Source organism: Chryseobacterium oncorhynchi (assembly GCF_002899895.1).
GTDB classification, from domain to species: Bacteria; Bacteroidota; Bacteroidia; order Flavobacteriales; family Weeksellaceae; genus Chryseobacterium; species Chryseobacterium oncorhynchi.
In genome coordinates, this window is sequence record NZ_PPEI02000001.1 from 97940 (window position 1) to 111377 (window position 13438).

Consider the following 13438-nt stretch of genomic DNA (forward strand, 5'->3'; position numbering starts at 1 on the left):
TAAAAAATGAACACCAACTTAAAAAATAATATCATTAGCCAGGAGCACTGGCAGCAGGCCAACAGAAATTTAATGGCCAAAACCATTGCAGAATTAATGCATGAGGAACTATTAAAACCTGTCCCATCCTTTGAAGATGAAATGGGATATACCGTATTCACCCTGGAAACTGGTATTGAAAATATTGTTTATCACTTCCGCGGACAGGAAAGAATGATGGATTATTGGAATATTGATAAAGACAGTATTTCTAAAACTGAGAATGGTGAGAAAACATCTTTTGTAGATGTAGCTGCTTTTTTCCTGGAAATGCAGTCTGTATTTGATCTAGATCCTTATACCATTGCAAGATACACAGAAGAATTACTGCATACTTTATATTGTGATGCTCTGATTCTTGCCAAAGGAGTAATGCCATCAAAAGACCTTGCTACAGCAGATTACCAGGCCGTAGAACATAATATGACCGGACATCCGTGGGTAATTGTAAACAAAAGCAGACTTGGTTTCTCACCACGTGATCTTAAGACATTTGCTCCTGAAGCCGAGGAAAACCTTAAAGTAATTTGGCTGGCATCTCATAAGAGCAGATCGACATTTCAGTCATTAGAACATATCAACAAGGAAGAATTTTACCGTTCTGAAATTGGAGACACCCTGTATAACGATTTTCAGCAAAAATTGATAGAAGAGGGAAAACTTGTTGAAGACTATCATTTTATTCCTGTACATCCTTGGCAGTGGGAACACAAACTTCAGATTCATTTTGCAGGAGATATTGCCAACGGGCTTTTAATTCAACTGGGAGAGGGTGAAGATATTTATAGTCCACAACAAAGTATCCGTACTTTATTCAACGTAGATCATCCTAAAAAAAGATATCTGAAAACAGCTGTTTCTATTCTGAGTACAGGAAACATCAGAGGGTTGTCTCCTAAGCAGATGAAAATAGCTCCATCTATCACAGACTGGGTAAAAGGTTTAATAAAAGATGATACCTACCTGGAGAACAAAGGAACCATTTTCTTGGGTGAAGAAGCTTCAATTGCCTATTTACATCCACAATACGGAGCTATTACCGGAGTGCCTTATCAATACAATGAATTCCTTGGAGCTTTATGGCGTGAGAGTGCAGAAAACTACCTTACAGAAGACGAGCAAATGGTTACTATGGCTTCATTGCTTTATGTAGACGATAACGGAATTCCTTTGGTTCAGGCTTTTGCAGAGAAGGCAGGAATGAGTATCAAGGAATGGATAACCGGTTATCTTGATGCCTATCTTACCCCATTACTTCATATCTATTACACCCATTCATTATGTGTAACTCCACATGGTGAAAACATTATGGTCGTATTAAAAAATGGAATACCGCAGAGAATTGTTATCAAAGACTTTGTGGATGATATTGTCCTGACAACAGAAGCAAGAGAAAAACTTCCTGCACATCTTGCAGATGGGTTAATACAGTCTTCTAACAAGGAAAATATCCCGCTTTTTATCTTGCTAGGTGTATTTGATGCATTCTTCAGATACCTTTCCAATGTACTGCATACCTATTCCAACTTTCAGGAAGAAACATTCTGGACTCTTGTTCATGAGTGTATAGAAAGTTACAAAGCAGACAACAGACACCTGCAGGGACGTTATGAAAAATACGATCTGTATGTTCCAACATTCAAGAGATTTTACATCAACAGTCTGCGTCTGAAAAATAATGGGTATAGTGAAAATAAAGCATTCGCCATTCCAAGAAAAGATGGAGCATTGACTAATCCACTTTATCAGATAGCCAATAAAAATTCTGTAGTTGTCATATGAGGAAACTCCTGCATATACTAAAAAATGGAACGGCTTTCGCCTACGGAGCCTTAGCCGGAAAAAAAGTAGAACTTACTTCCGGAAGCATTAACCGTTCCATTTTTAGCTTAGCAATTCCAATGGTGATGGAGCTTGTGATGGAATCCGTTTTTGTCAGTGTCAACCTTTTGATTATTGCCAGGTTAGGTGATAAGGTTCTTGGCCTTGTAGGAATTACGGATAACTATATCAATTTTGCCTATGCCATTGCAGTAGGACTCGGTATTGCCGCGGCAACCCTTACAGCAAGAAGAGCCGGTGAAAAAGATAAAGAGGGAATGGGCAGAACCGCTCATTATATTATTCTGTTAGCTCTCTTTTTTGCAATCCTTATTGGTGGAGTTTCCTGTTATTTTGCTTCTGAAATTGTAGGATTTCTGGGAATTAATGCCAATACGGTAAACGAAGGAGTATCGTTTTCAAGGCTTGTATTTCTTAGTATCGGACTTGTTATCCTGCGTCTTTCTGTGAATGGACTTTTCAGAGGGGCCGGCGATGCAGACCTTGCCATGAAATCCCTTTGGATTTGTCATATTTCGAATATCATCTTTGCTGTAATCCTGGTCTTTGGATTAGGATTTATTCCAGCTTTCGGATTGATGGGATTGGCTTATGCAACAGTTTTATCCAGACTTTTAGCAGTCTTGTATCAGGGCTTTATTTTTCTGTCCGGAAAGACAAGTATCAATATCCTTATGCCTTTCCACTTTGATCTGCCATTGCTCAGAAAGATTTTGAAAATCGCCTTTGGAGGACTGGTTCAATATATCATTCCAACGTCCAGCTGGCTGATTATGGTAAAAATTATATCCACTTTCGGTACTTCAGCTCTTGCGGGATATATTATTGCCCAACGTATTGCTTCAGTAGCCACTATGCCTGCATGGGGAATAGGAAACGCCGCAGGAGTGCTTACAGGGCAGAACTTAGGAGCCGGTGACGCAGACCGCGCAGAAAAAACAGTATGGAGAGCCGGGACAATTAACATGAGCTATCTGCTTGCAGTAGCATTATTCTGGCAGCTTGCCGCCGAATATGTAGTAAAATTCTTTACTACAGAACCTGAAGTCGCAAGATATGCCGTACAATATATTCATGTCGTTTCTATGGCTTATCTGTTATTAGGATTTACAATGGTTATCAGCCGTGCCCTGAATGCTGCGGGAAACATCATGCAGGTCACCTTATTGTATATCGTCATGTTCTATGTAATTCAGCTTCCATTGGCTTATCTCCTGGGAGTAAGATTTCAATGGGAACTGAAAGGGATATTTACGGCTATCGTTTCCTCGGAAATCGTATTAGCCATATTATTCTTAATGATCTTTAAAAATGGTAAATGGAAAACAATAAAAATTTAAAATGAACACCACAGAAGAATTTTATGAAATTATCGCATCTGCAATTGCAGTAAAAAAAGAATTGGTAAACGAAAACCTTACGTATCAGGAAATTCCGGAATGGGATTCTATGTCTCATCTTCTTATTGTAGAAGCTCTTGAGCAGTTTTACCAAATCAAATTTGACTTCAATGATATTCTGGAAATGGGTACCGTTGGAAAAATTCGTGAAAAAATGAAAAAATACGAGGTACTCGTAGAAAACTAAGAATATGAAAATTTTAGAAAATGTAATTGCCAACAAGAATCTGGTATTTACAGAGGCTTCAAGCGGTAAAACCATACCGATTGGAGCCCTGTATCGGTCCTTAGGCTTAAATCCTGTAGAAAAAGGGCTCCTCTTTTTGTACAATGACAACCAGCTGCCTGGTATTGAGGTTCTGCTCAATTTTTACGGAACAGCACACGCTATTGCCTTACTGGGACAAAAGCTCAATTCGGAGTTCAAAGACCGGATTGAAGCTGAATATCGTCCCAAATACATCTTTGATCCCCAAAGGGAAACCATTCCGGGATACAGTCTGAAAGAGTTCTCGGATACGATTAAAATCTTTACCCGAGATAATTACAAAAGCGAGGTTAAAATTCATCCGGAAATCAAAATTCTCTTGAGTACTTCGGGAACCACAGGGATTCCGAAGCTAGTGAAGCTATCGGACGAAAACCTTTACCAGAATGCCATCAGTATTCTTAAATACATGCCCATTCTGGAATCTGATGTAGTTCCTTTAAATGTGCCAATCAATTTTGTGTATGGATTTTCCATTTTCACCACCAACTGCATGCGTGCCGGAAGAATAGTATGTTCTGATAAAGACATTATGCAGAAAGCTTTCTGGGATGAAATGGATGAGTACGGATACAGTACCTTGGGAGGTGTTCCTTATTTGTATGAAAACCTAAACAGAATAGGTTTTTTCAGGAAAGATAGTCCTAGTCTGAGGTATTTTACTCATACCGGCGGTGTCATTAACGGAGAATTGAGAAAAACACTTTTTTCTTACTGTAGCGAGTATGGAAAACATTTCTTCGCGCAATACGGCCAGACCGAAGCAGGAGGAAGAATGGCTTATCTCAATACAGAAGGATTATTAGAAGAGGAAACATCCATCGGAACTCCTGTAGAAGGCGGGAGCTTTAGCATTCATGATGAAACAGATGAATTACTCTTTTCACATGTTAGTATTTTCGGAGGCTATGCCAATACGCTTGAGGATCTTGAATCCTACGAGCAGCCATCGGTATTGCACACCGGAGATACAGCCACAAAAGGTGAGAACGGAATATATTATATCACAGGCAGAATAAAGCGTATCATGAAGCTTTTCGGAATACGTCTTAATCTGGATGAGGTAGAATTTATTCTTAAAAACGAACTGACGGGAAATACTTTTGTTTGTCTTAATTCCAATGACAAGAAGATCGTTGTGCTTTATGACAATAAGGATATTGACCCTCAGATCATCACAGAAACCATTAAAAACAAATTGCGCATTAACCCACAATATGTGCGCACAGAGCTTATAGAATCATTTCCATTATCACAAAACGGTAAAATAAATTATCCCCTGTTACAAAACTTACAACATGAAAACATTTAAAACCCTTATATTACTTTTTACACTTGCCTTATTTTCAGGTTCTCTTTCTGCGCAGCAGAGTGAACGTATTCGTGGCAAGATCATGTTGTCTGAACAGACACCCGTAAAAAACGCACTTTTAAGACTTGTGAACACGTCTTATCAGGCAAAAACCAATAATTTAGGAGAATTTTACTTTGATAATGTTACCCCTGGAGAATATACGCTCCAGGTGGTTTTAAATGACATCGAACTGATGCGGGAGCAAATCCATATTAAGCAAGATGTCTACGAAATTCCTACTGTTTATGCCCCTGCGCATAGCAATGACATTGAAGGGATTACAGTATATGCTTTTAGTAGAAATAAATTTCTGGCGAAAGACAGTACTTCAATCTCTAAAATGCCACTTAAAAGCTTAGAAAATCCACAGGCTTATACTATTATCAACCAACAGATTTTAAAAGAACAGCTTACCTATGATGTTTCAGAAGTACTGAAAAATGTTCCGGGTATGGTAAAAATGCAGGGAAGTCCGGGAAGAGGCTCAGGAGACGGAAGTTTCTATTACAGCCTTAGAGGTTTCCCTACAAAAATCTCAATGGTAGACGGTGTTCCTGCCAATACCAATGGTGAAGTTGACCCTGCGGATATTGAACATATCGAGGTGATTAAAGGACCATCAGGAACTTTATACGGAGGAGCAGTAACCTCTTTTGGAGGATTAATTAATGTAGTTACCAAAAAGCCAAAGGATTATTTCGGAGGTGAAATTTCTTATTTGATGGGAAGCTACAACCTGAATCGTGTAACTGCAGATGTTTATGGGCCAGTTACGGATTCCCGAAAAACATTATTCCGTCTTAATGCTGCATATCAGTATCAAAATGGTTTCAGAGATTCTGAATTCAGAAAATCATTCTTTGTTGCACCTACATTAAGCTATCAGGTAAATGATAAGTTGAAATTTAGCTTAGGAGCTCAGATTTACAATTATGAAGGAACCAATACACCTATTATTTTCCTTGCCAGATCAAGACCTTTTGTAGCGCATACACCTGAAGAGCTTGGATTTGACTGGAAAAGATCATATTCCAACAATGATATGACCTTGAAAGCTCCATCTATCAACGTAAAAGCTGAGATTAATTATAAAATTTCGAAAAACTGGAGTTCACAAACCCTGATTTCAAGAAATTATAGAAAAACTGAAGGTTTATACCAATATCAATTCATCAGAGGAGATAAAAGTGATGCAATGCTGGAACGTAATGTACAATGGCAGAACTCAGAAGCTGCTTCTACAAGTGTTCAACAGAACTTTAACGGACAGTTTAATATTGGAAAAATCAAAAATAAGGTGTTGATTGGTTTAGATTATTTAAATCAATCCCTGAACAACAACCATTCACCTATCATTAAGTTTGATACCATCAACGGACAGGATCTTACCGCTAAATATGGTTTTATCTCAAGAGATCTGGCTATGCAGAAAATTCAGGTATCAAAGGCTGCTTTAACAAGAACGACAACGTCTAGCAATGTTTATGGAGCTTACCTTTCTGATGCTGTTTATATTACCGATAGATTGATCACTTTATTGAGTTTACGTGTAGATCATTATGAAAGCAAAGGACAGCTTAATCTAAACAAAAATGAGCGTCTGGGTGAGTTTAAGCAAACTGCATGGTCTCCTAAAGTAGGAGTTGTTTATCAGGTATTTAAAGACCGTTTATCAGTATATGCTAATTATATGAACGGTTTCAGCTATACACCTCCGGTTACCCAAGGACTTGCCGATTATGACGGAAATATGAAGCCACAAAAATCCAACCAATGGGAAGCTGGATTCAAAGGAAATCTTTGGAGAAATCGTATTAATTTCACGGTAGGATACTATGATATTCTGGTTGATAATATGCAAAGAGAAATTGAGGTGATGCGTAATGGAAAAGGATACAGAATCACCATTCAGGATGGAGAACAAAGAAGTAAGGGAGTTGAGGTAGAACTAATTGCAAATCCACTTCAAGGCTTGAACGTTATGGCGGGATATGCGTATAACGACAGTAAGTTTGTGAAAGCAGAACCTACTGTAGACGGACGTCGCCCGGGATCTGCAGGACCAGCAAGTGTATTTAATTCATGGGTAAGCTATGTGCTTCAATCTGGGCCTTTGGATGGACTAGGTTTTGGATTTGGAGTAAATCGTGTAGGACATCAGATTACAGAGCATAAAACTACTACAGGAAAATTCACTTTCCCAGCTTATACTCTCATCAATGCATCCATCACTCTTGAAAAAGAAAGATACAGACTAGGATTTAAAATGAACAATTTAGGCAATGTGCAGTATTTCGCAGGGCAAGGGGTTGTAGTAGCTCAGATGCCTCGTAACTTTGCTGCTGAGGTTAGCCTTAAATTCTAACTATGAAGCTTAAATTTAGAAAAATAGCATATCAGCTACATCTATGGCTCGGACTAACGTCCGGGCTTATAGTTGTTATAATGGCAGCTACTGGATGTATTTTAGTATTTGAAGAAGAATTAAAACATATTGTTCACCCTGAAAGATATTTTGTAGAGAACATTGGAAGCAAAAAATTATCGCTGTCTGATCTTACAGCAAAAGCCGAAAAAGCCCTACCTGAAGGATTGAAAGTTAAAAGAGCTATGATTTCTTCGGATCCTTCCTGTACTTATGTATTCCGAACTCTTAAAATGGATAACGAAGCTCTGACCTATTGGGGAACTTATCTTTATTATTATAGAGTTTATATAGACCCGTACACCGGGAAAGTTCAGGAAGTAGAAGATGCAAAAAAGGATTTTTTTGAAATTGTACTGGATCTTCACCGAAGGCTGTTGCTGGGAGAAAAAATAGGGAAAACCATTACAGGATATTCTACATTGGTTTTTGCCATTATTCTTCTTTCGGGATTAGTGATATGGTATCCGCGAAAGATGAGCAAAGCTATGTTGAAAGGCATGTTCTTCATTAAAACTTCTGCCAACTGGAAAAGAATCAACTATGATGCTCATAATGTATTAGGGTTTTATGCCATAATTCCTTTATTGTTTATTTCTTACTCCGCATTAATATGGAATTTTGAAAGTATGGATCAATGGATCAAGAATACATTGAATGGAAATATACCCACAGAAAAGAAAGCAAAAAGTAAAATTCCTACGGAAGAATCTGATATATCTGTCAATATTTTGGATATGATTGGCAATAAGGTAGAAAAAGGGTTAATCAATAAAGAATCGGCACTTGTTAATTTTCCAAGAACAGAGGAAGGAACCTATTATACAGAACTTACTTTAGGAAAAAAACAATACCAGAACGAAAATTATAATTTTGACCAGTATTCTGGTGAAATTCTAAAACATCAATTTTATAAAGACAAAAATATAGGATATGGTACCGCACTAAGGGAAAGAAATTACGATTTACACACTGGAAGTCTCTTCGGAATCACCGGAAGAATTATTTATCTTTTTGCCGGAATTATCGCAGCATCACTTCCCATTACAGGTTTTATTATTTATCTCAACAAGAAAAAGAAGAAACCCAAAAAGAAAAAAGCATAAGTAAAATTGACCAAGCCTCTATTATTGTAGAGGCTTTTTTATGGAGATATTCTTATCAGACTAACTCTTTTACATTGTGGGAAAGAATATCCATACTTTTTTTCATCTCATCTACATTCAAATCTCCGAAACCAAGCCTCATAGCTGTAAGTCCTTTATTTTGATAGAGCAGAGTTTTCGGAATAAAAAGATTGTCCTGAGCACATTTTCGACTTAGCTGCATCAGATTAATCGAAATATTCCATTCCAGCCAGATCGCCAATCCACCTGAAGGTTTTTCAAAGGTGATATAATCGCCAAGGTTTTCTGTAAGCAAAGCAGAACAATAGTCCCGTCTTTCCTGATACACCTTTAAAGATTTTTTCAGATAGCGGTTAATTTCTCCCTCCTCAATCATTTCTCCCAACGTTCTTTCCATAAGAATATCGCCTTGCCTGTCGATAATTCCAAGATGCTTTCTCATTTCCACCATCAGGTTTTCAGGCGCTACGATAAATCCGGTTCTGAATCCCGGAGCAAGAGACTTTCCAAATGATCCTATATAGATTACCATTCCGTTTGTATCCGCACTGGCCAAAGGAAGAATTGGACTTTTATCATAGTGAAATTCATAGTCATAATCATCCTCAAGAATAACAAAGCCGTACTCGTTAGCCAGTTCCAACAGTTCCAACCTTCTCTGAGCACTGAGCGCAACTGTAGTAGGATAGTGGTGGTGCGGAGTAAGATAAAGCATTCTTATTTTCTGCCTTTTACAGGCTTCTCTTACGCTTTCCACAATAATTCCGTCTTCATCTATAGGAAGAGTTACAATATTTACCCCTGCTTTCTGGAAGATCATATTCACCGAAAAATAGCTTAAAGCTCCTACCAGAACTGTATCTCCGGCAGAAAGAAGAATTTCGGAAACAATATAGATACTCATTTCCGTACTTCGGGTAATCAGTAAATTATTCTTGGAAATAGGTAATCCACGGGATAAATTAAGATATTGAGACAAATGTTCCTTAAAAAACTCACTTCCGTCATGGTTGTAATGTCCTAATCCTTTTTGATTGGATTTGCGTTTAAGAATAGAACTGTAAAACCGTGAGTGTTGGCCAATCTGGGTAAGTCTGATATCCGGAACACCATCATTCAATACAAATTCACAATCTGAATGTTCAAAAGGGTTATCCAGTATATTGGATGTTTTAAATGAAAAACCAGTTGTTTTAGGATAGTTTAAAAGATTATTCTCTTCAAAATCCTTTACTTTTACAGGCTTTTCCTGATCCTTGCCAATGACAAAGGTTCCTTTATTCGGAAAACTTTCTACCCAACCCTGAGCACACAGTTCGTCATATACCGCTACCGCTGTATTTCGATGAACATCCAGTATTTCACTGAATGCTCTTGTGCCGGGAAGCTTCGTTCCAAAAGGCAGATATCCCCGTTGAATAGAATTTACCAATTGATTGGCAACCTGCAAATAGATTGAAGTATCTGATTTTCTATCAATTTTTATAAAACTTTCATAAGGAATCTTAACCGGACTATCCATAATATCAAAACTGGCACCATTCAACCATCCGGCAATATACTACTTTTGACATCAAAATAAAAATCTATGGAATTTCATCATCTGTTAAAAAAGATTGTGCAGGATGGCAAAACCCATGCAAAATGGCTCAATACGTTATCCTTTATGGAAAATGCCGGCGCACGAAAAATCTCAAAATGCGAACATCCCATTCTTGTAAGTGAGATTCAACTGAAACATGCTGCTGAAGAACATCGTCATGCCTATTATCTAAAAAAGCAGATTAGAAAAATAGATCCTGAACTCTGCAAAACCTATGAAAACAGTGAACTTCTGGCTCCGATAGCAACAAGACAGTATCTCCATTCCTTAGACATTAAAGCATGCAGATATCTTCAGGAAGCATTTCAATTGAGTAAGGAAGATCTTAAATATGCAGCTTATCTTTTTGTAACCTATGCGATTGAAGTAAGAGCAGATGAACTTTATCCGGTCTACCAGCAAGCACTTACCGAAGAATCTTCAAGAATTATGGTAAAATCCATTATTTTGGAAGAAGAGGGACACTTGGAAGAAATGATTAATCAGTTAAACGAATTTTCCTCAGACTGGAAGCTTCATGCTGAACATATTCTTACTATTGAAAAAGGGCTTCATGAAGTATGGATCAATGCTGTTAAAGAAGACGTAGAGCAATTAAGTTATGCTTAAAAGCGTTCATCATTTTCAGGAAACTCTCGACAAAAGAAAAGAAGAGGGCACTTTAAGAAAGCTTCAATCCCGCTCTGAGGGAATTGATTTTTACTCCAATGATTATTTAGGGTTTGCAAGAAGTAAGGAACTCCAGAATATTTTATTAAAAAAGATCAATGACAATCCTGATTTACTATCAGGAAGTACGGGTTCTAGGCTGATTAGCGGAAACAGCGATGTTGTAATAACGACCGAAAGTTTTATTGCAAAAAAGCATAGAGTTTCATCTGCTTTGCTATTCCCATCGGGGTATAACGCTAATCTTGCATTGTTTTCCACACTTCCTAATCGCCATGATACGATTATTGTGGATGAACAGATTCATCGTTCTGTACATGATGCCTGCAAAATGTCGAATGCCAGAAAGATTAAGTTTAAACATAATGATCTGAATGATCTGGAAAATGTATTAAAAAAACAGGACAGGCACTGCTACATCGCCATAGAAAGTCTTTACTCAATGGAAGGAGATTTTGCTCCCATTCAGAAGATTTCAGAAATAGCAAAGCATTACAATGCAGACTTATTGGTAGATGAAGCCCATGCTTTTGGTGTTTTTGGACATGGATTGATTGAAAAATATGATTTGCAGGATCAGATTACAGCGAGCATTATTACCTATGGTAAAGCATTGGGAGCACATGGAGCGGCTATTCTTTGTAATGATACTGTGAAATCTTATCTCATCAATTTTGCTTCACCCTTTATTTATACCACTTCAGCGCAGGATTTTCAATGGATGAGTATAAAAACAGGATATGAATTCCTGGAAAGCAATCATGAAGCAGCAGAGAAACTTCAGCACAATATCAAAACATTCCGAGGACAGAGACTGAATTCTCCTTCCTCTGAAAAAAGTCCGATTCAGGCTATTGTTATTCCTGATAACCAAAAACTAGGGCTTCTACAGAAAACTTTATCCAATGAGGGCTTTGCAACGTATGCCATATACAGTCCAACAGTAAAGGAAGGAACAGAACGACTTCGAATATGCCTCCATAGCTTCAATACAGAGGAAGAAATCATCAGACTCACAGGAGTTATCAAAGAATTTAATTAAAGCAAAATAGCTGAAACAGCAATATGAAACTATTTATAACAGGAATAGGAACTGAAATAGGAAAAACGGTTTGTTCCGCCATTTTAGTACAGTATTTCAAAGCTGATTACTGGAAACCGGTACAATCAGGAGATCTACACTATACTGACAGTAAAAAAATTGAAGACTGGACAGAGAATACAATAGGTCATCCGGAAACCTATCGACTGCAATTGGCCGCGTCTCCCCATCAATCTGCCAGAGCAGAAAACATAGACATCAATCTTGATGCATTTCAATTACCGGAAACCCAAAATTCATTGATTATAGAAGGAGCCGGAGGGCTTATGGTTCCTCTTTCGGATCATAGCTTTATGATTGATTTGATAGAAAAACTAAGGATTCCAACAGCACTTGTTGTAAGGAATTACCTTGGCTGCATCAATCATACCTTGCTTTCCGTCATGGCATTACAGCAAAGGAAAATCAAACTTGAATATCTTATCCTTAATGGAGAATTTCCTGAAGATACGGAAAGAGTAATCTGTTCTTTCATTGAAAAGGATACAAAAATTATCAGAATTCCTGAAATCAGCCCTGATAAAGAAAATATTATAGCTACGGCAAAACAATTAACAATAACAAAATTATGATAATGGATAGAAAAACAGAGATTAGAAATGACTGGACCAAGGAAGAGATTGAAAACATTTACAACCTCCCTTTAATGGAACTGATCTATAAGGCAGCAACAGTGCACCGTGAAAGACATGATCCATCCGAAGTACAGATATCTACTTTACTGTCAATTAAAACAGGAGGCTGCCCGGAAGACTGCTCATATTGCGGACAGGCAGCACGTTACCACACCAACATCAAGGTACAGGCCTTGTTACCCACAGAAACCGTTATTGCTCATGCTCAAAAGGCAAAAGACAGCGGTTCTTCAAGATTCTGCATGGCTGCAGCCTGGCGTGAAGTCCGAAACAATCGTGACTTCGATAGAGTGATAGATATGGTAAAGGGAGTAAATGAACTGGGATTGGAAGTATGCTGTACGTTAGGGATGCTTACCGAAGAACAGGCGATCAGACTTCAGGAAGCAGGATTATATGCCTACAATCACAACCTTGACACTTCTGAACAATATTATGAAGAGATTATCTCTACCAGAACATTTGATAACAGAATCAATACCATCAATAATGTTAGAAAAGCAGGAATCACTGTGTGCTCAGGAGGAATTATAGGGCTAGGAGAGACCCACAGAGATAGAATTTCAATGCTATTGACCTTAGCGACCATGCCGAAACACCCGGAATCAGTTCCTATCAATGCACTAGCAAGGGTGGAGGGAACTCCATTGGAAAACAATGAAAAAGTAGACACCTGGGAAATGGTAAGAATGATTGCTACAGCAAGAATTGTAATGCCTTCATCTATGGTAAGACTAAGTGCAGGACGTATAGAAATGACAGAAACAGAGCAAGCATGGTGCTTCATGGCAGGGGCAAACTCTATTTTCACGGGAGAAAGAGAAACCCTATTGGTAACACCTAACCCCGGAGTATCTGAAGATATGCAGATGCTGGAAAAGCTCGGACTTAGACCTATGCTTAAAAAAGAAACCTGCTGTTAAAAAATTATAAATGATGAGTTATGAGTTTCTGGATATTAATCATGAGCATTC

The 13438-nt window shown here is 38.0% G+C and carries 11 protein-coding genes; 10 read left to right on the forward strand and 1 reads right to left on the reverse strand.

The genetic code is table 11. The features are described 5' to 3' along the window. Window positions 1–6 precede the first annotated feature (6 nt). The 6 genes from C1638_RS00470 to C1638_RS00495 are packed head-to-tail and all read left to right on the forward strand — an operon-like array spanning window position 7 to window position 8434. Complete coding sequence (locus C1638_RS00470) at window positions 7–1821, forward strand: IucA/IucC family protein (protein ID WP_109617213.1); 1815 nt, start codon at window positions 7–9, stop codon at window positions 1819–1821. Continuing rightward, window positions 1818–3221: an MATE family efflux transporter gene (locus tag C1638_RS00475; RefSeq protein WP_109617215.1), complete on the forward strand. Its 1404-nt coding sequence runs from the start codon at window positions 1818–1820 to the stop codon at window positions 3219–3221. Before C1638_RS00470 ends, C1638_RS00475 begins: the two co-directional genes overlap by 4 nt. Before the next feature lies 1 nt (window position 3222). After that, window positions 3223–3468: an acyl carrier protein gene (locus C1638_RS00480; protein WP_106915662.1), complete on the forward strand. Its 246-nt coding sequence runs from the start codon at window positions 3223–3225 to the stop codon at window positions 3466–3468. A 4-nt stretch (window positions 3469–3472) separates the two neighbouring features. Beyond that, on the forward strand, window positions 3473–4861 hold the full coding sequence (locus C1638_RS00485) for an AMP-binding protein (RefSeq protein ID WP_109617217.1): 1389 nt from the start codon (window positions 3473–3475) through the stop codon (window positions 4859–4861). Beyond that, window positions 4848–7268 (forward strand): TonB-dependent receptor, encoded by a 2421-nt coding sequence (locus C1638_RS00490; protein ID WP_109617219.1) that lies wholly within the window; start codon window positions 4848–4850, stop codon window positions 7266–7268. Before C1638_RS00485 ends, C1638_RS00490 begins: the two co-directional genes overlap by 14 nt. Before the next feature lie 2 nt (window positions 7269–7270). Next, window positions 7271–8434, forward strand: coding sequence for a PepSY-associated TM helix domain-containing protein (locus C1638_RS00495; protein WP_109617220.1), 1164 nt, complete (start codon window positions 7271–7273; stop codon window positions 8432–8434). 55 nt (window positions 8435–8489) lie between these two features. Here C1638_RS00495 and C1638_RS00500 read toward each other — a convergent pair whose 3' ends face one another. Then, window positions 8490–9977 (reverse strand): aminotransferase-like domain-containing protein, encoded by a 1488-nt coding sequence (locus C1638_RS00500; protein WP_109618989.1) that lies wholly within the window; start codon window positions 9975–9977, stop codon window positions 8490–8492. 66 nt (window positions 9978–10043) lie between these two features. Between C1638_RS00500 and C1638_RS00505 the strand changes: the two genes are divergently transcribed. Genes C1638_RS00505 through bioB form a run of 4 tightly spaced genes read left to right on the forward strand, consistent with a single transcriptional unit; the run spans window position 10044 to window position 13387 of the window. Next, window positions 10044–10667 carry a hypothetical protein gene (locus C1638_RS00505; RefSeq protein ID WP_109617222.1) on the forward strand — a complete coding sequence of 208 codons (624 nt, stop codon included), beginning with the start codon at window positions 10044–10046 and terminating at the stop codon, window positions 10665–10667. Then, window positions 10660–11769: an aminotransferase class I/II-fold pyridoxal phosphate-dependent enzyme gene (locus tag C1638_RS00510; RefSeq protein ID WP_109617224.1), complete on the forward strand. Its 1110-nt coding sequence runs from the start codon at window positions 10660–10662 to the stop codon at window positions 11767–11769. Before C1638_RS00505 ends, C1638_RS00510 begins: the two co-directional genes overlap by 8 nt. A gap of 23 nt (window positions 11770–11792) precedes the next feature. Next, window positions 11793–12401 (forward strand): dethiobiotin synthase, encoded by a 609-nt coding sequence (gene bioD / locus C1638_RS00515; RefSeq protein ID WP_109617226.1) that lies wholly within the window; start codon window positions 11793–11795, stop codon window positions 12399–12401. Window positions 12402–12403: 2 nt separating this feature from the next. Continuing rightward, a complete protein-coding gene (bioB, locus tag C1638_RS00520; RefSeq protein ID WP_109617229.1) occupies window positions 12404–13387 on the forward strand; it encodes a biotin synthase BioB in 984 nt (327 codons plus the stop codon). The last annotated feature ends 51 nt before the right edge of the window (window positions 13388–13438 follow it).